Here is a 20,814-nt window from a genome sequence, read left to right as displayed (position 1 = left end):
GCAAAGCCCCCGTTGTGTAGCGGCCTAGCACGCTGCCCTCTCAAGGCAGTAGCGCCGGTTCGAATCCGGTCGGGGGTACAGATCCTTCCCGCGAGGAGAGCTCGGGTAGCTCCCTCTCTCGTCGATGCAGGATCGCTAGGGCCCCCGTTGTGTAGCGGCCTAGCACGCCGCCCTCTCAAGGCGGTAGCGCCGGTTCGAATCCGGTCGGGGGTACGCTTTTCCTTGAATAACCTTGGTCTATGGTGTAATTGGCAACACTACGGTTTCTGGTACCGTCATTCTTGGTTCGAGTCCAGGTAGACCAGCTCGGACCTGCGCAAACGCAGTGTCCAGGCCCCCGTTGTGTAGCGGCCTAGCACGCCGCCCTCTCAAGGCGGTAGCGCCGGTTCGAATCCGGTCGGGGGTACGCGATAGAAAAGCCCCCCGCTTCGGCGGGGGGCTTTTCGCATTTCCCGGGATCCGCATGTCCGGGTATCCGGCCGGGGCGGGAATGCGCAGGTCCGGGTGTCCGGCCGGCCGGCTCAGGTGAAGCCGTAGCGCCGCGCCGACTCCTCCTCCTGTGCCAGCCGGTGCAGCGCCTGCATCATCGGCTCGACGAGGATCGCGCCCAGCACCGCCGCCTCGATCCGCTCCCGCTCCGACTCCCGGGTCTCCACGAAGTCCAGGTCCAGCACGGCCGCCCGGTGCATCAACCGGGCGTAGGACACGAGAAGTTCGGCGTCCCAGTCGTAGCCGAGCCGGCGCAGCGCGGCCACCGCCACCACCAGTGAACGGTAGGCGGGGGAGACGGTCGTCAGCAGCCGGGCGTTCGACCAGCCCAGGGAGTGCAGCAGTTCGTCCGCCTCCAGGTGGGCGGCGCGCACGTACTCGTCCTCCGCGTCCGGCTCCGGGACCTGCGGCAGCGCCCACAGGGCCGCGCCGAGCCGGATCGTGCGGCCCAGCGAGTCGTCGTCCACATGGCCGAGCACCGCGCGGACGGTGGCCACCGGCAGCCCGCCCACATGGATCATCGCCCGCACCAGCCGCAGCCGGCGCAGATGCTCCTCGTCGTACTCGGCGGTCGTGGTGTTGACCTGGCGGCCGGGCGGCACGAGCCCTTCGCGCAGGTAGTACTTGATCGTCGCGGTGGACACACCGCTGCGTTCGCTCAGTTCGGCCAGCCGCATGCCTTGCGCCCTCCGTTGGTCAGCGGCACTATCCAAGCATGTCTGTCGAAGTCGGCCGTACCACCGCGGACGCCCGGGGAGACGTGGTCGTCCTGTTGATCGGGATGCGCGTCAACCACTTCTGGGCCGTGCATCAGTGGGTGCCGGTCATGCGGGCCATGTTCCGCATGCTGGCGGAGCTGAAGAGGGATCCGGGGCGCGGTCTGCTCTCCCGGGTGCTCCTGACGGCCTCGCCCCGGACGTACTACGTCGTCCAGTACTGGGAGTCCAAGGAGAAGCTGTACGCCTACGCGACCGCGCCCGACGCGTTCCATCACGAGGTCTGGGCGAAGATCAACCGCCTGGAGCGGGGCGGGAGGCTGCGGGGGCACGTGGGGATCTGGCACGAGACGTACGTCGTGCCGGAGGGCTCGTACGAGGCGATCTACGGGGACATGCCGGCCTTCGGCCTCGCGGCCGCGCACGGACAGGTCCCGCTGGGGGAGCGGGGGCGGTACGCGAAGGACCGTTTCGGATACCGGTCCGCCGCGTCGGGCGGGTGAGGCGGACGTCGAGGAAAGGGCCGCCGCGGCGTTGAGGCTGCCCTGTCCTCCTGGCGTCAGCCGGTGCGCCGCAGGGCCTCCGAGAGGCGGGCCGCCGCGTCGATGACCGCCTGGGCGTGCATCCGGCCGGGGTGACGGGTCAGGCGCTCGATGGGGCCGGAGACGGAGACGGCGGCCACCACGCGGTTGGAGGGGCCGCGGACGGGAGCCGACACCGAGGCGACGCCCGGCTCGCGCTCGCCGATGGACTGGGCCCAGCCGCGGCGCCGTACGCCCGACAGGGCTGTCGCCGTGAAGCGGGCGCCCTGGAGGCCGCGGTGCAGGCGCTCGGGTTCCTCCCAGGCCATCAGGATCTGGGCCGAGGAGCCGGCCTTCATCGTGAGCGTGGAACCGACCGGGACCGTGTCCCGAAGGCCGGACAGGCGTTCCGCCGCGGCCACGCAGATGCGCATGTCGCCCTGGCGGCGGTAGAGCTGCGCGCTCTCGCCCGTGATGTCCCGCAGATGTGTGAGCACCGGTCCCGCGGTGGCGAGCAGACGGTCCTCGCCGGCGGCCGCGGCCAGCTCGGCCAGGCGGGGGCCGAGGATGAAACGGCCCTGCATGTCGCGCGCCACCATACGGTGGTGTTCCAAAGCCACGGCCAGCCGGTGAGCCGTGGGTCGTGCGAGTCCGGTGGCAGCGACCAAGCCTGCGAGGGTGGCCGGACCGGACTCCAGGGCGCTCAGGACAAGGGCTGCCTTGTCCAGAACGCCGACGCCGCTACTGTTGTCCATGCAACGATACTCCCGTCTCACTCTGTGAAACGCAAGTTCATTTTTCCGTGAGACGCGCAACCCTTGGACGCATGGTGGCCCGCGGACCAACGGGCCTGGCGGCGGGTGCCCGGGCACAGGGGCAGAGGGCGTCGCCTCCACAAGATCTCTAGTTGGGCCGGTGCGTTTGCCGGCCGGAGGGAAAGCGATGGGTAGGACACTCGCGGAGAAGGTCTGGGACGACCACGTCGTCCGGCGCGCCGAGGGCGAGCCCGACCTCCTCTTCATCGATCTGCACCTCCTGCACGAGGTGACCAGCCCGCAGGCCTTCGACGGCCTGCGGCAGAACGGCCGCCCGGTGCGCCGTCTCGACCTCACCATCGCGACCGAGGACCACAACACCCCGACCCTCGACATCGACAAGCCGATCGCCGACCCGGTCTCGCGCGCCCAGCTGGAGACGCTGCGCAAGAACTGCGCCGAGTTCGGCGTGCGGCTGCATCCGCTCGGCGACGTCGAGCAGGGCGTCGTGCACGTCGTCGGCCCGCAGTTGGGTCTGACCCAGCCCGGCACCACCGTCGTCTGCGGTGACTCGCACACCTCCACGCACGGCGCGTTCGGCGCGCTGGCCTTCGGCATCGGCACCTCGCAGGTCGAGCACGTGCTGGCCACCCAGACGCTGCCGCTGGCCCGTCCCAAGACGATGGCGATCACGGTCGAGGGCGAGCTGCCCGACGGCGTCACCGCCAAGGACCTGATCCTGGCGATCATCGCGAAGATCGGCACCGGCGGCGGTCAGGGCTACATCCTGGAGTACCGCGGCTCCGCCATCGAGAAGCTCTCGATGGAGGCCCGGATGACCATCTGCAACATGTCGATCGAGGCCGGCGCCCGCGCGGGCATGATCGCCCCCGACGAGACCACCTTCGCGTACATCAAGGGCCGCGACCACGCGCCCGAGGGCGCGGACTGGGACGCGGCCGTCGAGTACTGGAAGACGCTGAAGACGGACGAGGACGCCGAGTTCGACGCCGAGGTCGTCATCGACGGCGCGGCGCTGTCGCCGTTCGTCACCTGGGGCACCAACCCCGGTCAGGGCGCGCCGCTTTCGGCAGCCGTCCCCGACCCTGCTTCGTACGAAGACGCTTCGGAGCGCCTCGCCGCCGAAAAGGCCCTGGAATACATGGGGTTGGAGGCCGGACAGCCGCTGCGCTCCATCAACGTGGACACCGTCTTCGTAGGTTCGTGCACCAACGGCCGCATCGAGGACCTGCGGGCCGCCGCCGCCATCGTCGAGGGCCGCAAAGTCGCCGACGGCGTACGGATGCTGGTCGTCCCCGGTTCGGTGCGGGTCGGCCTCCAGGCCGTCTCCGAGGGGCTGGACGTCGTCTTCAAGGAGGCCGGCGCCGAATGGCGGCACGCGGGCTGCTCGATGTGCCTCGGCATGAACCCCGACCAGCTGGCCCCGGGTGAGCGCTCGGCGTCCACGTCCAACCGCAACTTCGAGGGCCGGCAGGGCAAGGGCGGTCGTACGCACCTGGTGTCGCCGCAGGTCGCGGCCGCCACGGCCGTCCTGGGCCACCTGGCCTCCCCGGCCGACCTGTCCGACGCCGAGACCCGTACGCCCGCTGGAGTCTGATCAGTCATGGAAGCATTCATCTCGCACACCGGCCGGGCCGTCCCGCTGCGCCGCTCCAACGTCGACACCGACCAGATCATCCCTGCTCACTGGCTCAAGAAGGTCACGCGGGACGGGTTCGAGGACGGTCTGTTCGAGGCCTGGCGCAAGGACGGGAACTTCATCCTCAACCGCCCCGAGCGGCAGGGCGCGAGCGTGCTGGTCGCCGGTCCCGACTTCGGCACCGGTTCCTCCCGTGAGCACGCCGTCTGGGCCCTCCAGAACTACGGCTTCAAGACCGTGATCTCGTCCCGCTTCGCCGACATCTTCCGGGGCAACTCGCTGAAGAACGGCCTGCTCACGGTGGTTCTGGAGCAGAAGATCGTGGACGCGCTGTGGGAGCTCACCGAGAAGGACCCGCAGGCCGAGATCACGGTGGACCTCGAGGCGCGTGAGGTGCGGGCCGAGGGCATCACCGCGCCCTTCGAGCTCGACGAGAACGCCCGTTGGCGGCTGCTGAACGGTCTGGACGACATCTCCATCACGCTCCAGAACGAGGGCGACATCGCCGCGTACGAGGCCAAGCGCCCGACGTACAAGCCGAGGACGCTCCAGATCTGACCCCGACGCCGGGCGTGGGGCCCGAGAAGGCCCTGCGCAGGTCGAGTTTCGGCCACCGCGACACCCCCGCCGTACCCCCGATCGGTCCGATCGGGGGTACGGCTGTGTCTGCACCCGTTCGGCCCCGTGGATCTTTGCTCTCGCACCCAACACCCCACGTTAGAGCGGTTGTTGCCGGGGTACGCGACGTGTGCGGAAGTGACCGCCGGAAGTGCCGGAGCGGCCGTTCGAGGCGGCAGTTGCCCCCTGGGCGGGCGACAACTCGCCCCAGATGGCACAATCTGTGCATGGAACACGACGGCCAACTCGAGCTCTATACGGCGGTCGCGAACCAGCTCAAGGAAGCGCACACAAGAGTGCGCGCACTGCAAGTCCCGGAGGGCGTACGGATGGCGCTGACCCGGAAGCTGCTGGTCATTACGGCCGCGGCCAAGCACGATCTCGCCGATGCGACAAGGCGTCTGGAGCGGTTCATGGCGGACCTCGACGAGGGGCGAATGCCCGAAGGGGAGCGTTGATCGTCTCCGGAGCGGCCGATTTCGTTGCGGCACAAGGGTGATTAGCCCGTTTCGTGTTTGATTTGCGGTATATATCTGCCTAACGTGCGAAAAAGCTTGAACAGTTTCGTTCCGGCTAATGTCTCCGAAGGGGAAGACGTGAACAAGGCGCAGCTCGTAGAAGCGATTGCCGACAAGGTGGGCGGCCGCCAGCAGGCCGCCGAGGCGGTCGACGCGGTCCTGGACGCCATCGTCCGCGCGACGGTCGCGGGGGACCGGGTCTCGGTCACCGGCTTCGGTTCGTTCGAGAAGGTCGACCGGCCTGCCCGCTACGCTCGCAACCCCCAGACGGGCGAGCGGGTTCGGGTCAAGAAGACGTCCGTGCCGCGTTTCCGCGCAGGACAGGGCTTCAAGGACCTGGTGAGCGGCTCGAAGAAGCTCCCGCGCGGTGGCGAGGTCGCCGTGAAGAAGGCCCCCAAGGGCAGCCTGACCGGTGGCGCTTCCGCCACGGTCAAGAAGGCCGCCGCGAAGAAGGCCGCCCCGGCGAAGAGGGCGTCGGCCGCCGCGAAGAAGGCCACCCCCGCGAAGAAGACGACGGCCGCCGCGAAGAAGACCACGGCCACCGCCAAGAAGACCACCGCGAAGAAGGCCGCCACCAAGAAGACGACCGCGGCGGCGAAGAAGACCACCACCGCGAAGTCCACCACCGCCAAGAAGACGACGGCCAAGAAGGCCCCGGCCGCGAAGAAGGCGACGGCGACCAAGGCCCCGGCCAAGAAGTCGACCGCGCGCAAGACCACCGCCAAGAAGGCCACCGCCCGCTAGGCGTAGAACAGCAGGGGCACTCACGCGCCGGGCCGGACTCCCTCTCGGAAGTCCGGCCCGCGGCGTGTCCGGCGGCTGCCGGGAGGGCTTTCGACGCGGGCCCGGTGCCTCGGAACGGCCGGTGCCTCAGGGCGTCGGGTGCCTCAGGACGTCGGGAGCGTCAGAACGTCTGGAGTGTCACCAGGGTGATCCGGGGGCTGTCCTTCGGCCCCTCCACCTCGATCCGCACGCGCTGTCCGGGCCTCAGCAGCCGCAGCCCGCCCGCGTCGAACGCCGGCGCGTCGAAGGGCACCGGTGTGCCGTCGTCCAGCAGCACCTGTCCGCTGCGGGTGTCGGGGTCGTACGTGTATGCGGTCGCCTGCATGGCGGCAGCCTACTGCCCCGGGATCAACAGCCGCGCCGCGGCGGCGGCCGTCCGAGGGCCCACCCCCAGGGACAGCGCGGTGCGCAGATCCTCGCCGGTGTCCACGTCCTGGCGAACGGAATCCACCCCCGGAAGGCAGAGTTCAACGGCCCCCGACGAGCGGTGCCGGGCACGGGAATCCGTACCGAATGCGGGAAGCAATTCACGGCCCGCGGCGACGGCGAGAAGCGTGGTCCCGATCCCGGCCGCGTCCGGGAGAAAAGAGCGGGGGAATTCCCCGGCCGCGTCCAGTACCCGGGCCAATTCCGGCGGGCGCAGCGCGGGAAGATCGGCGTTGAGGGCGGCGAGCGGGGAGTCGGGACGAAAGGCGCGTACGGCGGCGGCTCCGTGGGCCAGGGCGGCGTTGAGGCCGCCGCGCGGCTCGTCGGCGACGATCCGGGCGCCCAGGGCCGCCAGGACCCGCCCGGCCAGGGCGTCGTCCGTGACTACTGCCACATCCCGCACCGCAGGTGAGGCCAGTGCGGCCGCAACGGTGTCCTCGGCGAAGGCGAGGGCGAGACCCGGGCGCAGCCCGTCGGTGGCGGTGTCCGACAGCCTGCTCTTGGCCAGCGCCAAGGGCTTCAGGGGTATGACCAAGGTCCACTGCACCGGCGTACCGTCCCTCTCGTGTCGCGGCCATTGTCACCCGGCCCGTCCGCCGGTCGGACGCGCGGGCGTACCGTGTTCTCGACAGACCGGCGGCCCGGGGCGACACTTGTGCGGCCCCCAGGCCCCGGAGCAGGCCATGGGAAGTCCTAGAGGAAGGTGTCCGCGTGCCCCGCCGCAGAATCGGCTTCTGGTACCGCTTCGCTGCGGTCCTCTGCAAACCCTGGCTGGTGGTTCTGATCAAGCGGGACTGGCGCGGAATGGAGCACATTCCGGCCGACGGCGGCTTTATCACCGCGGTGAACCACAATTCGCATGTCGATCCCTTCGCCTACGCCCACTTCCAGTACAACAGCGGACGCGTGCCGCGATTCCTGGCGAAGAGCGGTCTTTTCAAGGAGGGGTTCGTCGGCGCCGCGATGCGCGGCACCGGCCAGATCCCCGTGTACCGCGAGAGCACGGACGCGCTGAGCGCCTTCCGGGCCGCGATCGACGCCGTCGAGCGCGGCGAGTGCGTCGCGTTCTACCCCGAGGGCACCCTGACCCGCGACCCCGACGGCTGGCCCATGACCGCCAAGACCGGTGCCGCGCGCGTCGCCCTCCAGACCAAGTGCCCGGTGATCCCGGTCGCCCAGTGGGGCGCCAACGAACTCCTGCCGCCGTACGCCAAGAAGCCCCACCTCCTTCCGCGCAAGACCCACCACGTCCTCGCGGGCCCGCCCGTGGATCTCACGCGGTTCTACGGCCACGAGATGACCCCGGAACTCCTCAAGGAGGCCACGGAGGTCATCATGGCGGCCATCACCGCCCAGCTGGAGGAGATCCGCGGCGAGAAGGCCCCCGAGACGCCCTACGACCCGCGCCGCGAGCGGATCGAGCAGCGTCGCCGTACGCGGGCGCAGACCGGTGGGGCGGCCGGTGCGGCACCCGGGGCGCAGGCCCCCGCGGAATCCGGTGCCGACACCGTCGCGGAGATCGACGGCGTGCCGTCCGGACCCGCGCGGGCCAGCCACGCGAAGTCCCGTCACGAGGGGGAGAACAGCAAGTGAGCAAGTCCGTGAAGGCGGCCGTCTTCGGCACCGGATCATGGGGGACCGCCTTCGGTACGGTCCTCGCCGACGCGGGCTGCGAGGTGACGCTGTGGGCGCGCCGCCCCGAACTCGTCGACGCGGTCAACTCCACGCGCACCAACCCCGACTACCTCCCCGGCGTCGAACTCCCGCGCAACCTGCGCGCCACCGCCGACGCGGCCGAGGCGGCCCGGGACGCCGACTTCACCGTCCTCGCGGTCCCCTCGCAGACCCTGCGCGCCAACCTCGCCGACTGGACGCCGCTGCTCGCCCCGGACACCGTCCTGGTGTCGCTGATGAAGGGCGTCGAGCTCGGGACGACCATGCGGATGAGCGAGGTCATCGACGACGTCGCCAAGGTGGGCCCGGGCCGGATCGCCGTCGTCACCGGTCCCAACCTGGCGAAGGAGATCGCCTCCCGGATGCCCGCCGCCGCCGTGGTCGCCTGTACCGACGAGGCCGTGGCCCAGCGGCTCCAGGCCGCCTGCCACACGCCGTACTTCCGCCCGTACACCAACACCGACGTGGTGGGCTGCGAGCTGGGCGGCGCGGTCAAGAACGTCATCGGCCTCGCGGTCGGCATCGCGGACGGGATGGGCCTCGGCGACAACGCCAAGGGCTCGCTGATCACGCGCGGCCTCGCCGAGACCACCCGGCTGGGCCTGGCGATGGGCGCGGACCCGCTGACCTTCGCCGGACTCGCCGGGCTCGGCGACCTGGTGGCGACCTGCTCCTCGCCGCTCTCGCGCAACCACACCTTCGGCACCAACCTCGGCAAGGGCATGACCCTCCAGGAGACCATCGCGGTCACCCGGCAGACCGCCGAGGGCGTCAAGTCCTGCGAGTCGGTGCTGGATCTGGCCCGTCGGCACGGCGTCGACATGCCCATCACCGAGACGGTCGTCGGCATCGTCCACGAGGGCAAGCCGCCGGTGGTCGCCCTCAAGGAGCTGATGTCGCGCAGCGCGAAGCCCGAACGACGCTGAGCGAACCCGGTGGGCGGACGCTGACTCCCGGCCCTACCACCGGGTACTCTCATGCCGATATGAGCACCGAGAACCTCCCCCAGAGCCCTCAGCAGCCCGTCCGCAAGCCGCGGGTGGCCGTCGTCTTCGGCGGTCGCAGCTCCGAGCACGGGATCTCCGTGGTCACGGCCGGCGCGGTCCTGCGGGCCATCGACCGGACCAAGTACGAGGTCCTGCCGATCGGCATCACGCGCGAGGGCCGCTGGTTCCTCACGGCCGACGCACCCGAGCGCATGGCGATCACCGACCGCCGTACGCCCGACGTGGACGAACTCGCCGAGTCGCGGGACGGCGGCGTGGTGCTCCCCGTCGACCCCGCCAACCGCGAAGTCGTCTACTACGAGCCGGGATCGGTACCGAAGGCGCTCGGCGAGGTCGACGTCGTCTTCCCGGTCCTGCACGGCCCGTACGGCGAGGACGGCACCCTCCAGGGGCTGCTGGAGCTCTCCGGCGTCCCGTACGTGGGCGCGGGTGTGCTCGCCTCGGCCGTGGGCCAGGACAAGGAGTACATGAAGCGGGTGTTCACCTCCTTCGGGCTCAAGGTCGGCCCGTACGTGGTGATCCGGCCGCGCGAGTGGGCGCAGGACGAGTCCGCCGCCCGCAAGAAGATCGTCGACTTCGCCGGCGAACACGGCTGGCCGCTGTTCGTGAAGCCCGCGCGCGCGGGCTCGTCCATCGGCATCACCAAGGTCGACGACCTGTCCGGGCTGGACGAGGCGATCGCCGAGGCCCAGCGCCACGACCCGAAGATCCTGGTCGAGGCGGCGCTGCGGGGCCGCGAGATCGAGTGCGGCGTCCTGGAGTTCGAGGACGGCCCCCGCGCCTCCGTACCGGCCGAGATCCCGCCGCCGGACGCGCACGCGTACTACGACTTCGACGCCAAGTACATCGACTCGACCCCGGGGATCGTCCCGGCGCCGCTCACCGACGAGGAGACGGCGGAGATCCGCAGGCTGGCGGTGGACGCCTTCGAGGCGGCGTCCTGCGAGGGACTGGTCCGGGCGGACTTCTTCCTCACGGACGACGGCGAGTTCGTCATCAACGAGATCAACACGATGCCCGGCTTCACCCCGATCTCGATGTACCCCCAGATGTGGCAGGCGACCGGCATCGGCTACCCCGAGCTGGTGGACCGCCTCGTCCAGGCGGCCCTGCGCAGGTCGACGGGCCTGCGCTGACCCGGTCGCGCACCGAAACCCTGCTGGTCGGCTAGTCGGCGACCCCTTCGGGGATCGCCTTCTTGACGGAGGGCGCCAGGTCGACGAGCGGCGCCACGCCGTCCCCCGCGCGGCTCTCCGGGATCGTCACCTCGACGTACACCCTGCGCAGGGTGGTGGTGAACCGGAACGCGCCGCCGTCCTGCTCCTCCAGCAGCCAGCCCACGCCGTCCACCTCGACCGCGTCCGCGTTCTCGTCGCTCATCTTCTCGGGTCGTTCGACGCCGCAGCGCAGTATGATCGCCGGGTTCCCCCAGCCCGCGGTCAGCGCGGACGCGGGTGAGGGATCCCCGCGGTCGAGGTCGTCCACGGTGGACGGCAGCGCCTCGTCCAGGTTTCGGCACAGCTTGGTGACCGATCCCGAGGGGCTGGGAACCACCACCGACGTGCCACCGTCTGCTGAGGAGCAGCCCGCAGCGAGCAGCAGGAGGGCGAGCGAGGGCAGGCCGATGGGCCGGTGACGCAAAAGGTTCACCGGCCAAGGTTAGACGGGGGCTACAGATGCACGACCGGGCAGGTCAGGGTTCGGGTGATCCCGTCCACCTGCTGGACCTTGGCGACCACCATGCGGCCGAGGTCGTCCACCGTGTCGGCCTGGGCCCGCACGATCACGTCATAGGGTCCCGTCACGTCCTCGGCCTGGACGACGCCAGGGATTTTGCCGATCTCCTCGGCGACGGTCGACGCTTTGCCGACCTCGGTCTGGATCAGGATGTACGCCTGTACCACGGAACCTCCAGGGCGGCCACGAGGATCATGTGGGGAAAAGGAACGCCACGGTATCGCGTCGCCGCTCGCCGCGGGGAGACCTGCGGGAACCACGGCTCGCGCGCCGGGGTACGGGCAGGACAGAAGTTGACGGCTGACTCGACCGTATCGAGGACACTGGTTACGCGCGACCGGGCACGGACAGGTAAAGAAGGGGCGAAAGGGCAATGAAGGGCACTGTTGGTGAGCTCGGGGAGTTCGGGCTCATCAGGGAGCTCACCTCCCGTCTCACCACCACCCCCGCGGTCCGGGTCGGCCCCGGCGACGACGCCGCGGTGGTGGCCGCGCCCGACCGCCGGGTCGTGGCCAGCACCGACATCCTGCTGGAGGGCCGGCACTTCCGCCGCGACTGGTCCACGGCCTACGACGTGGGCCGCAAGGCCGCCGCGCAGAACCTCGCCGACATCGCCGCCATGGGCGCGGTGCCGACGGCCCTGCTGCTCGGTCTCGTGGTGCCCGCCGAACTGCCGGTCACCTGGCCGTCCGAGATGATGGACGGCCTGCGCGACGAGTGCCAGGTGGCCGGCGCCTCGGTGGTCGGCGGTGACGTCGTACGCGGCGACACGATCATGGTGTCGATCACCGCGCTCGGCGATCTGCGCAACCACGAGCCGGTCACCCGGGGCGGCGCCCAGCCCGGCGACCTCGTCGCGGTGACCGGCTGGCTCGGCTGGTCCGCCGCCGGGTACGCGGTGCTCTCCCGCGGCTTCCGCTCGCCCCGCGCCTTCGTCGAGGCCCACCGCCGTCCCGAGCCGCCGTACCACGCGGGTCCCGCCGCCGCCTCGCTCGGCGCGACGGCGATGTGCGACGTCAGCGACGGGCTCATCGCCGACCTCGGGCACATCGCCGAGGCCAGCAAGGTCCGGATCGACATCCGCTCCGGGGCCATCGACATCCCCACCCAGATGAACGACATCGGGCAGGCCGTAGGCGTCGACCCGATCCAGTGGGTGCTCACCGGCGGAGAGGACCACGCGATCGTGGCGACCTTCCCACCGGACGTGAAGCTGCCCGCCCGCTGGAAGGTGATCGGCGAGGTGCTCAACCCGTCCGCCCTGCCCCAGGTGACGGTCGACGGGGCGCCCTGGACCAGCAAGGGCGGCTGGGACCACTTCGGCGAAGGGGGCCTGGAGTCGTGACCGCCCGTGTGAGCGTCCCCGGGGCCCCCGCCCGGGTGCTGACCGTGGCCGGCTCCGACTCCGGCGGCGGGGCCGGGATCCAGGCCGACCTGAAGACGATGCTCGCGCTCGGCGTGCACGGCATGAGCGTGATCACCGCCGTCACCGCGCAGAACTCCCTTGGTGTGCAGGGGGCTTGGGAGCTGCCGGTGGAGGCGGTGCGCGCCCAGTACCGCAGCGTCGTCGACGACATCGGTGTCCAGGCGGTGAAGACGGGCATGCTCGCCTCCGCCGAACTCGTAGAGACCGTCGCCGAGTTGCTGTCGGACACCGGCGCTCCCGTCGTCGTCGACCCGGTCGGCGTCTCCAAGCACGGGGACCCGCTGCTGGCCGCCTCCGCGCTGGACTCCGTCCGGACGAAGCTGCTGCCGGTCGCCACCGTCGCCACCCCGAACCTCGACGAGGTGGCCCAACTGACGGGCGTGCGCGTCGAGTCGGAGGAACAGTTGCGGGACGCGGCGGCCGCGGTGCTGGCGTACGGGCCGCGCTGGGCGCTCATCAAGGGCGGCCATCTCCCCGGCGCCGCCGTCGACCTGCTGACCGACGGCCGCGAGGAGCACTGGCTGCGGGCGCCGAGGTACGACAACCGGCACACGCACGGCACGGGCTGCACCCTCGCGTCCGCGATCGCCGCGCGACTGGCCCAGGGGAACTCCGTGCCCGCGGCGGTCGCGGCGGCCAAGCGCTACGTCACCGGGGCGATCGCCGCCGGCTTCGCGCTGGGCGCGGGCATCGGTCCCGTCGGCCACGGATGGGATCTCACCCGGGGCGCTGCCGGAGCCTGATGCCGGTCGCGGCCTTCTCGGCGACCCGAACTGTCCGCCGACCGTCTCCGACCGTCGCAGACCGTCTCCGACCGGTGGTCGCGGCCCGGCGTGAAGGCGTTCCGGTGGGCGATGAGGGCGGCCCGCCCCCGCTCGGTCAGCCGCTCGACGCGGTGGAGGCCGACGGGGCGGGCGGGACCGCCGGCCGACAGCCGGCGGGAGTGGCCTGGATCTCCGCGTGCGGGGCCGGACGGCGGCGCGGCCGGGTCATCCGGGACCCGGAGCGCGTCGGCCGCTCCGGCGGGCGGCTCGGTGCCGTACAGGCCCCCTCCGTCAGGCGCGCCACGCGGACGCCACGGCCGGCGTCGCGCAGCGGTGGGACGAGCAGGGGTCTCCTGCCGGGCGACGGGGCCCCGGGCACAGCAGAAAGCCGGCCCACCTGGGTGGACCGGCTCTATGCAGCGAACCAGCAGTGGCCGCGCGCGATGGGGTTCCCCCCGACCCGAACGGTGTCGGGAGTGGGGGGAGGAGCGTCAGCGCGAGACCTTGCCGGCCTTGATGCACGAGGTGCAAGCGTTCACGCGCTTCGGCGTCCCGCCGACCACGGTACGGACGCGCTGGATGTTCGGGTTCCAGCGACGGGACGTACGGCGGTGCGAGTGCGAGATGTTGTTGCCGAAGCTCGGCCCCTTGCCACAGACGTCGCAGTTGGCAGCCACGGGTCACTCCAAAGACTTCAGATGCACTTACGGATGATCCCGGCATGCCGGGATCAGGGTCTAGGATCCGAGTGGCGCTGCCAGGGGGATGGCCCGATGCGGATCGGGCAACCGGAGCAGCATACAACGACTGCGCCGGTGCAACGAAACTACCATGGCTGCTCAGGGCCCTGCCCCCTGCCCCGGTCGGCCTCCGCCCGCTCCGGTCCGGCCCGCTCTCCCGGGCGCACCGGCCCGGGGTCTACGCTGCGTCCAGTCCAGCAGCCCAAGGAGGCGCAGGTGGCGCAGGTGCCGCAGACGTTCTTCGATGCTCTCGCGGTGCGCACCTGGTGCGGTCTGGCGCTCACGGCGCTGGGCCGGGCCCGCGAGGAGATCGACGCGATCAACGTCTATCCGGTCGCGGACGGGGACACCGGCACCAACCTGTATCTGACCGTCGAGTCCGCGGCGACCGCCGTCGAGGCGGTCTTCGCCGGGCACGAGGCCGGTGCCGCCGCGGGTTCCGCGCCCGCCGGGACGCCCTCGCTCGCCGACGCCGCGCGCGCGATGGCGCACGGCGCGCTCATCGGCGCGCGCGGGAACTCGGGGACGATCCTCGCGCAGCTGCTGCGCGGCATGGCCCAGGTGCTCACCGCCGAGGGTGAGACCCCTCACACCGACGGGGACGGGCTGAGCCTGGCCCTCCGGCACGCGGCCGACTCCGCCCGCCAGGCCGTCGCCCACCCCGTGGAGGGCACCGTGCTGTCGGTCGCCTCGGCCGCCGCCGACGCTGCGGAGGGCGCCGAGGGGGACTGCGGGACGGTCGCCAGGGCCGCCTACCGGGGGGCGTGCGCGGCGCTCGCCGCGACCCCGGGCCAGCTGGCCGTCCTGGAGCACGCCGGAGTGGTGGACGCGGGCGGCCGGGGGCTGGTCGCGGTGCTCGCGGCGCTGGTGGAGACGTTCACGGGGGAGGTGCCGGCGGTCTCCGGCGCCGTGTCCGCGGCCACGGCCGCTGCCGCCGCCCACGCGCGCGTGCGGGCCGTGCACGGGGCGGACTGCGCCGACGACGGGCCGGGCGGCGCGGGGAGCGAAGGAGAAGCGGGCGGCGAGGGTCCCGCCTTCGAGGTGATCTATCTGCTGGAGGCCGGGGACACGGCCGTGGCGCGGCTGCGGCAGCGGCTGGACGCCCTGGGCGACTCGCTGGTCGTGGTCGGCGGCGACGGCCTGTGGAACGTCCATGTGCACGTGGACGACGCGGGCGCGGCCGTGGAGGCGGGCGTCGAGGCCGGCCGGCCGTACCGGATCCGCATCACCCACTTCGGCGCCGACGACGCGCACACGCGCGGGAGCGAGCGTCCGCCGCGCGAGCGCGTCCAGCGGGCGGTCGTCGCCGTGGTGCCCGGCGAGGGCCTGGCCGGGCTGTACGCCGAGGCCGGCGCGACCACGGTGCTCGCGCGCCCCGGAGAGCCGCCCGCCAGCGGGGAGCTGGTCGAGGCCGTGCGACGGGCACACGCGCGGGAGGTCGTGCTGCTGCCCAACGACGCCGATCTGCGGCACACCGCCGCCGCGGCCGCCGAGCAGGCGCGCACGGAGGGCATCCGGGTGGCGCTGATCCCCACCCGGTCCGCCGTCCAGGGCATCGCGGCACTGGCCGTGCACGAGCCGGATCGCCGCTTCGACGAGGACGTCGTCTCCATGACCTCGGCGGCGGGCGCCACCCGCTACGCCGAGGTCACCGTCGCCGAGCGCCAGTCGTGGACCATGGCCGGCATCTGCCAGGCCGGGGACGTCCTCGGCCTGATCGACGGCGATGTGGCCGTCATCGGCTCCGATGTCGCCGCCGCCGCCGAGAGTGTCCTGAACCGCATGCTGGCGGCGGGCGGCGAACTCGTCACCCTCGTGCTCGGCGACGAGGCCCCCGAGGGCGTCGCCGAGCGCCTGGAGGCCCGGGTGCGGGAGGCGTACCTCGCCGTGGACACGGTGGTGTACCGGGGAGGACGGCAGGGCGCGTTGGTGCTGATCGGCGTGGAGTAGCGGCGAGCGGCGTACGGGCGTGCGGGCGCAGGGGCGCCCGGGCACGGGAGCGCAGGCGCGTGGAGGGGGAGGGGTCGTTCAACGGTCCCGCTGTTCCTCCGTCGCGTTCAGCAGTTGCTCCGCCTCGGCCCGCCGCGCCCGCACCGTCTCGGCCCCGTCCTCGCCGCCGCCGAACTCGGCAGCGGCCTCGGCGTCGCCGTCGTCATCGGCGTCGTACTCGGCATCGGCGTAGGCCCGCAGCACCGCACGCGCGCGTGCGGCCGCCGCCGCGGGGCGCCCCAGGTCGGTCTCCAGCCAGCCCGCGGCCAGCTCCGCGCCGGTCCGGGCGTGCACGGCGTCCTCGCCCAGGGCGACGAACACCGTGACGGCCTCGCCCATCTGGGAGAGCGCCTCGTCCAGGGTGGCCCGGATCGAGTCGTCGTCGGCGTCCTCGGTGGCGGAACGCGCGAGCAGGTCCCCGAACTGGCGGTGGGTGTGGCCGAGTTCGGCGACGAGCCGCAGACGCGCCGCGTCGTCGTCCGTCCCGTCGAAGGCGTCCGCGCACTCCTCCACGGCACTCGCCATCAGATCGCGCGCCGCGGCCGTCCCGTCCTCGGTGCGCAACGCCAGCCAGGCGCGGGCGCGCAGCGAGCGGACGAGTCCGTGGACGTTGCCGAGGCCGCGCCAGAGCTCGCCCGCGCGGGCGTAGGCCCGGTCCGCCTCGGTGGGCAGACCGGCCTGGCCGAGCGACTCCGCGGCCAGGTGGGCGAGGGTCGCGTGGTCGTGCTGCTCGGGCCAGTCGCGGGCGATCTCGGCGGCCTGGAGCCGGCGTTCGGCGGCGTCCCGGTGTTCCCCGAGCTCGCTCAGACAGTCACCCAGCCACCACTGCGTCTGGACGACCGCGCCGTCGCCGTGCGTTTCGACGGTCAGCTCCGCCAGCGCGGACTCCAGCACCTCCGCGGCCTCCGCCCAGCGGCCCTGCCGCACCAGGAACCCGCCCAGCTGGTGCCGGGCCCAGGCGCCGAGCGTGGGGCCCGCGCCCGCCTCGTCCGCCCAGTGGGCCGCCTCCAAGGCATGCTCCGAGGCCTCCTCGGCCTCTCCCCGGCCCCCGACGACCTCGGCGAGCTGGAGGTGCAGCTGGGCCCGACCGATCGCCTCCAGATACGGTCCGCCGTGCTCCAGGGCCGCCCGCAGGGCCCGCTCCGCCTCCGTCATGTCGCCCAACTGGTGGGCGAGACCGGCCAGCCGGGCCTCGTACTCCACGGCGAACCACGGCAGGCCCGTCTCGACGAACTCCGCCGCGGCCCGCGCGAACAGCTCCGCGCCCGCCTCCGGGTTCCCCGACTGGGTCGCCAGCTCCGCGAGCATCGCGTGCCCTTCGGCGACCCGGGCGGCGAGCCGTACGTCGTTGCCCGCCCGCCCGCCGACGAGCGCCAGCAGCTCTCCCACCGCCGCCTCCGCCTCGGCCAGGACCGCCTCGTCGACCACCGCGCCCTCGGCCTCGTGGACGCGCCGCATCAGGATCCGCGCCCGGCCCATCAGCACGCCCGCCGCCTGCGGCACCTCCGTGCCGCCGTCGGCGTACAGCGCGAGCACCCGGTCGTACGGCTCGGCGACGGCCGCGAGCGCCTCGTCGATCTCGCCGGCCAGCGCCCGGACGTACGCCGCACGCGCGCGTGCCGCCAGGGCCTCGCCGGGGTCGCCCGCCCGCGCGTACAGCTCGGCCGCGTGCTCGAACGTTTCGGCACCCTCGGGGCCGAGACCTATCGCCTCGTGGTCGGCGATCTCCGCGCGGTCCCGCGTCCCCAGCTCGACACCCTCCGTCTCCTCGGCCAGCCGTGCCACCGTCGCCCACGCCTCGACGGCATGCGGCTGGAGCGTGTCGGACAGCCGCCGGGCCTCGGCGAGCAGGGCCGCCAGATCCGGTTCGACGTCCTCACGGACCGCGTCCTGAGCCGGGACGGAGGCCTCGGGCACCGGCGCTCCGGCTCCCGCTCCGGCCGCGGCGGAGGCGGGACGGGTCGTCCGCACCCCCAGGGGCAGCCGCTCCACCAGGGGACGCTGCGCCATCCGCGCGCGGGCCCGCTCGCTGACGTACGAGGTGCCGTTGCGCTCGTCGAAGCGCGCGGCCAGCGCCAGGGCCTGCGTGCGCGCGTGTCCCGCGAGTTCCCCGGCCGTCCACTCCCGCCCGGCGGGGCCGGGGACCGGCTGTCCGCCCAGCCCGAGCTCGGACAGCCGCTCCATGAGCAGCACCACCACGTTCAGGAACTCCAGCCTGCTCTGCGGCTGCCCCTCGTCCGTGAAGTACGCCGGCCGCTCCGCGAGCAGCTCCAGGCCCCGCGCCTCGTTGCCGGTCAGCGCGCAGAACTCGACGTGGTCGGCGTAGGCGCCCCGCATGCTCTCCATGGACCGCACCAGCCGGAAGCCCCGCAGATGATGGGCGCGGGCCTCCTCCAGGCGGTTCAGCCGCAGCAACGGCAGCAGGGAGGACGCGAGCACCGTGTGCGGCTCGTGCGCGCACGTGTACTCGCCCTCCAGGACCGGCGCCCACAGCGCCAGCGCCTCCGCGTCCCGGCCCCGTTCCGCCTGCCACCAGCCCTGACCGTGCAGCTCGCAGGCGTGACAGTCGGCCATGGCGTCCCGGTCCGCGGCCAGCCACGCGGCGTACGCCCGCTCGGCCCGCTCCACGTCGCCCACGTGCGCGGCCACGCTGAACTCGGCGCTGCGCACCGCGCGCGTGGAGTGACCGGCGAGGCGGTAGCGGTGCTCCATCTCGCCGAGCCACTTCTCCACCGATGCCAGCGGCACGTGCGGCTGGTCGAGCATGCCGGCCGACATCCACTTGAAGACCCAGTGCAGCGAGTGCGTCTCGTACTCGTCGAAGTCCTCGGGCCGCTCGTCCCACATACGCAGCAGCCGCGCGAAGGGGACGAACATCTTCGCCTTCTCGGAGCTGTAGTTGTAGACCTTCAGCTGGTGCCCGAGCGCCTCGATCACGGCGAGCGGGATGCCGAGCCTCTCGGCCTCCACCAGCAGCTGTTCCGCGCGCGTGTTGCGGGCCGGGCCCTCCGGCTGCTCGCCGTTCTCCGCCATCGCCCTGCGGAGGGAGTCGAAGTCCGTGATCTCGCTCATCAGTGACCGCCCTGTTCCTCTGTCGGCTCCCCGGACGCCGACTCCCCGTGCGTGGCCCATTCCAGGAGGCCCATGAACGCCCGGTTCAGCAGCGCCGAGTCCGCGGGCCGCAGCGGGCGCTGCGCCATCAGCAGCGCCTGCCCGTACAACGACTCCGTGGCGGTGCCGATGAGCTCCGGATCGTTCAACGAACTGATCCGCCGGATCAGCGGATTGAGATGGTTGAGCACCAGACGCGCGCGCGGGGCGCTCCCGCGCAGCGAGCCCAGGATGCCCGCCCACAGGTCGTCGGCCTGCGACTCGGCCTGCGCGCGGGCCTGCTCGTGCCGGGCCCCCCGGTCGTCGAGGTGCAGCGCGGGCACCGACAACGGGTGGAAGGCCCGCAGGACGACATCACAGCCCAGCGGGTCGAGCTTCGCCCGCGCGGCCGCCAGGAAACCCGAGAGCGCCGGTTCGTCGGCCGCGGCGACGGTGTCCAGGTGGGCGGTCACGGTGTCCGCGTCCAGCTCGGCGACCACGGTTCCCGGCCGCACCGAAGGCAGCGCCTCGACCAGCTCGCCGTCGTACGTGTAACCGCCGTTGACGACCCCGATGCCCTGCGCGGACGCGATGGGCGCGACCTGCCGGAACTCCTCCACGGTCCGGGTGAAGTGCACCACCGGGTGCCGCTGCGCGAACTCCTCCAGCGACAGCCGTCCGTCGGTCGTCTCGAAGGGCAGCCACGGCAGCATCGTGCGCAGCATCTCCGCGTCGTGCCGCGCCAGGGACTTCACGCCCAGGTGGTGCACCTCGAGGAAGGCCGCCAGCCGTTGCGGATCACCGGCGGCCAGAGCCGTCAGCCAGGACCGGATCCGCTCGCCCAGCGCCTCCCGCACCGCCGCCAGCGTCTCGTCCTCGTACAGCGACTCCCGCGAGGCCGTCGGCCGCAGACTGTCGGTGTCCAGGACACAGCGCACGAAGAACGCCCAGTCGGGCAGCAGCTGTTCGCCCCGCTCGGTCAGCAGCATCCCCTTGAGATGCACCCGGTGACCGGCCCGCTGCGCCGGACTGACCGCCGACGGCAGCACGTACGCCACCCCGCGCACCCCCGCCACCGGCAGGTCCAGCTCCACCGAGTCCAACGGCGTGAACCCGAACAGCTCGTGACAGTGCCGGGCCAGCGCCACCCGCCGGTCGGCGGGAGAGGGGTACGAGCGGTCCCAGGGCGCCGGCAGATCGGTGACCGCCTCCTCGCCGACCCGGACGTCGTACGGCAGCAGCGATCCGAAGTCCCGGGCCAGCGCCAGCACCCGCGGCTCCGCCAGCCACTCACCGGCGCCGGCCCGCGCCACCAGATGCACGGTGGTGCCCGGCTCGGGGCGCTCCTCGTGGGGCAGGGTCCGCACGGTGTAGGAGCCGTCGTCGCGCGCGGTCCACTCCACGGGCGGCGCGTGCGGCGTACGGGCGCTGCGGCTCACCACGCGGATCCGTTCGGCCACCACGAAGCAGGCGAGCAGCCCGATGCCGAACTGCCCGAGGAAGTCCGAACGCACGTCCTGGAGCCCCTCGGCGCGCTTGGAACTGCGCCCGATCGTCGCCAGCAGGGCGTGCACGTCCGCCTCGGTCAGCCCGATGCCGGAGTCCTCCACCCGCAGTCCGCCGTCCGCCGCGAACAGCCGCACGCGCGCCGGGGCGTCGGGCTCCTCGGCCCGCCGGGCGGTGATCGCGTCCACCGCGTTCTGGAGCAGCTCGCGCAGATAGACCTTGGGACTGGAATAGAGGTGATGGGACAGCAGGTCCACCAGACCACGCAGGTCGACCTGGAACGTGTGAGGCGGCTGGGGTGCCTGGGATGACGGTGAGGTCTGGGAGTCCATCGCTGCTGCGCCGCGGGCTGGGGGAGGAGCACGGCGCGGGGTCGGGCGGTCCCGGTGGGGCGG

20 protein-coding genes and 4 tRNA genes are annotated in these 20,814 nt (G+C 72.4%); 15 read left to right on the top strand and 9 right to left on the bottom strand.

Annotated elements, in window-relative coordinates:
- The first annotated feature begins 5 nt into the window (after window positions 1–5).
- The 4 genes from AOQ37_RS05470 (at window position 6) to AOQ37_RS05455 (ending at window position 406) form a co-directional block, all read left to right on the top strand.
- A tRNA-Glu gene (locus AOQ37_RS05470) sits at window positions 6–78 on the top strand.
- 62 nt (window positions 79–140) lie between these two features.
- Window positions 141–213: transfer RNA gene (locus AOQ37_RS05465), tRNA-Glu, on the top strand.
- Window positions 214–233: 20 nt separating this feature from the next.
- Window positions 234–305: transfer RNA gene (locus AOQ37_RS05460), tRNA-Gln, on the top strand.
- Between the two features lie 28 nt (window positions 306–333).
- Window positions 334–406 (top strand) — tRNA-Glu (locus AOQ37_RS05455).
- A gap of 115 nt (window positions 407–521) precedes the next feature.
- Here AOQ37_RS05455 and AOQ37_RS05450 read toward each other — a convergent pair.
- Window positions 522–1,166 (bottom strand): MerR family transcriptional regulator, encoded by a 645-nt coding sequence (locus AOQ37_RS05450; protein WP_062641790.1) that lies wholly within the window; start codon window positions 1,164–1,166, stop codon window positions 522–524.
- Between the two features lie 38 nt (window positions 1,167–1,204).
- On the opposite strand from AOQ37_RS05450, the gene AOQ37_RS05445 reads away from it, so the two are divergent.
- Window positions 1,205–1,708: a DUF4188 domain-containing protein gene (locus tag AOQ37_RS05445; RefSeq protein WP_062641788.1), complete on the top strand. Its 504-nt coding sequence runs from the start codon at window positions 1,205–1,207 to the stop codon at window positions 1,706–1,708.
- A gap of 56 nt (window positions 1,709–1,764) precedes the next feature.
- On the opposite strand, the gene ndgR is transcribed toward AOQ37_RS05445, so the two are convergent.
- Window positions 1,765–2,481, bottom strand: a complete 717-nt coding sequence (gene ndgR / locus AOQ37_RS05440) for an IclR family transcriptional regulator NdgR (RefSeq protein ID WP_007384919.1) — start codon at window positions 2,479–2,481, stop codon at window positions 1,765–1,767.
- A 187-nt stretch (window positions 2,482–2,668) separates the two neighbouring features.
- Between ndgR and leuC the strand changes: the two genes are divergently transcribed.
- From leuC to AOQ37_RS05420, 4 genes are all read left to right on the top strand, one after another.
- Window positions 2,669–4,099, top strand: a complete 1,431-nt coding sequence (leuC, locus tag AOQ37_RS05435) for a 3-isopropylmalate dehydratase large subunit (protein ID WP_062641786.1) — start codon at window positions 2,669–2,671, stop codon at window positions 4,097–4,099.
- Between the two features lie 6 nt (window positions 4,100–4,105).
- Complete coding sequence (leuD, locus tag AOQ37_RS05430; protein ID WP_062641784.1) at window positions 4,106–4,699, top strand: 3-isopropylmalate dehydratase small subunit; 594 nt, start codon at window positions 4,106–4,108, stop codon at window positions 4,697–4,699.
- Window positions 4,700–4,986: 287 nt separating this feature from the next.
- Complete coding sequence (locus tag AOQ37_RS05425; protein WP_028806672.1) at window positions 4,987–5,217, top strand: SCO5555 family protein; 231 nt, start codon at window positions 4,987–4,989, stop codon at window positions 5,215–5,217.
- A 138-nt stretch (window positions 5,218–5,355) separates the two neighbouring features.
- On the top strand, window positions 5,356–6,021 hold the full coding sequence (locus AOQ37_RS05420; protein ID WP_062641782.1) for an HU family DNA-binding protein: 666 nt from the start codon (window positions 5,356–5,358) through the stop codon (window positions 6,019–6,021).
- Between the two features lie 160 nt (window positions 6,022–6,181).
- Here the strand turns inward: AOQ37_RS05420 and AOQ37_RS05415 are convergent, their stop codons facing one another.
- Window positions 6,182–6,385, bottom strand: coding sequence for a hypothetical protein (locus AOQ37_RS05415; RefSeq protein WP_062641780.1), 204 nt, complete (start codon window positions 6,383–6,385; stop codon window positions 6,182–6,184).
- Between the two features lie 9 nt (window positions 6,386–6,394).
- Window positions 6,395–7,033: a 2-phospho-L-lactate guanylyltransferase gene (gene cofC, locus AOQ37_RS05410; RefSeq protein ID WP_062641778.1), complete on the bottom strand. Its 639-nt coding sequence runs from the start codon at window positions 7,031–7,033 to the stop codon at window positions 6,395–6,397.
- A 164-nt stretch (window positions 7,034–7,197) separates the two neighbouring features.
- On the opposite strand from cofC, the gene AOQ37_RS05405 reads away from it, so the two are divergent.
- Genes AOQ37_RS05405 through AOQ37_RS05395 form a run of 3 tightly spaced genes read left to right on the top strand, consistent with a single transcriptional unit; the run spans window position 7,198 to window position 10,303 of the window.
- Entirely contained in the window at window positions 7,198–8,079 is an 882-nt protein-coding gene (locus AOQ37_RS05405; RefSeq protein WP_062641777.1) for a lysophospholipid acyltransferase family protein, read from the top strand.
- Window positions 8,076–9,086 carry an NAD(P)H-dependent glycerol-3-phosphate dehydrogenase gene (locus AOQ37_RS05400; protein WP_062641775.1) on the top strand — a complete coding sequence of 337 codons (1,011 nt, stop codon included), beginning with the start codon at window positions 8,076–8,078 and terminating at the stop codon, window positions 9,084–9,086. The genes AOQ37_RS05405 and AOQ37_RS05400 overlap by 4 nt, the downstream gene beginning before the upstream one ends.
- Before the next feature lie 59 nt (window positions 9,087–9,145).
- On the top strand, window positions 9,146–10,303 hold the full coding sequence (locus tag AOQ37_RS05395) for a D-alanine--D-alanine ligase family protein (RefSeq protein ID WP_062641773.1): 1,158 nt from the start codon (window positions 9,146–9,148) through the stop codon (window positions 10,301–10,303).
- Window positions 10,304–10,334: 31 nt separating this feature from the next.
- Here AOQ37_RS05395 and AOQ37_RS05390 read toward each other — a convergent pair whose 3' ends face one another.
- A complete protein-coding gene (locus AOQ37_RS05390; protein WP_062641771.1) occupies window positions 10,335–10,817 on the bottom strand; it encodes a DUF3515 domain-containing protein in 483 nt (160 codons plus the stop codon).
- 20 nt (window positions 10,818–10,837) lie between these two features.
- Window positions 10,838–11,071 carry an Lrp/AsnC family transcriptional regulator gene (locus AOQ37_RS05385; RefSeq protein WP_020128743.1) on the bottom strand — a complete coding sequence of 78 codons (234 nt, stop codon included), beginning with the start codon at window positions 11,069–11,071 and terminating at the stop codon, window positions 10,838–10,840.
- Window positions 11,072–11,277: 206 nt separating this feature from the next.
- Here AOQ37_RS05385 and AOQ37_RS05380 point away from each other — a divergent pair, with 206 nt between their 5' ends.
- Both AOQ37_RS05380 and thiD read left to right on the top strand, forming a co-directional pair.
- Entirely contained in the window at window positions 11,278–12,249 is a 972-nt protein-coding gene (locus tag AOQ37_RS05380) for a thiamine-phosphate kinase (protein ID WP_062641769.1), read from the top strand.
- Window positions 12,246–13,073 carry a bifunctional hydroxymethylpyrimidine kinase/phosphomethylpyrimidine kinase gene (gene thiD, locus AOQ37_RS05375; RefSeq protein ID WP_234436816.1) on the top strand — a complete coding sequence of 276 codons (828 nt, stop codon included), beginning with the start codon at window positions 12,246–12,248 and terminating at the stop codon, window positions 13,071–13,073. Before AOQ37_RS05380 ends, thiD begins: the two co-directional genes overlap by 4 nt.
- A 512-nt stretch (window positions 13,074–13,585) precedes the next feature.
- Here the strand turns inward: thiD and rpmB are convergent.
- Complete coding sequence (rpmB, locus tag AOQ37_RS38400) at window positions 13,586–13,771, bottom strand: 50S ribosomal protein L28 (RefSeq protein WP_013000438.1); 186 nt, start codon at window positions 13,769–13,771, stop codon at window positions 13,586–13,588.
- A gap of 279 nt (window positions 13,772–14,050) precedes the next feature.
- Between rpmB and fakA the strand changes: the two genes are divergently transcribed.
- A complete protein-coding gene (gene fakA / locus AOQ37_RS05365) occupies window positions 14,051–15,784 on the top strand; it encodes a fatty acid kinase ATP-binding subunit FakA (RefSeq protein ID WP_062641767.1) in 1,734 nt (577 codons plus the stop codon).
- A gap of 78 nt (window positions 15,785–15,862) precedes the next feature.
- Here the strand turns inward: fakA and AOQ37_RS05360 are convergent, their stop codons facing one another.
- Together AOQ37_RS05360 and AOQ37_RS05355 are read right to left on the bottom strand one after the other, a co-directional pair.
- Complete coding sequence (locus AOQ37_RS05360; protein ID WP_062641766.1) at window positions 15,863–18,895, bottom strand: tetratricopeptide repeat protein; 3,033 nt, start codon at window positions 18,893–18,895, stop codon at window positions 15,863–15,865.
- A complete protein-coding gene (locus tag AOQ37_RS05355; protein ID WP_062641765.1) occupies window positions 18,895–20,751 on the bottom strand; it encodes an HSP90 family protein in 1,857 nt (618 codons plus the stop codon). Before AOQ37_RS05355 ends, AOQ37_RS05360 begins: the two co-directional genes overlap by 1 nt.
- Window positions 20,752–20,814: the final 63 nt, after the last annotated feature.

This window comes from Streptomyces maremycinicus, assembly GCF_001184025.1.
GTDB classification, from domain to species: Bacteria; Actinomycetota; Actinomycetes; order Streptomycetales; family Streptomycetaceae; genus Streptomyces; species Streptomyces maremycinicus.
This window is presented reverse-complemented; position numbering and strand designations above follow the sequence as displayed.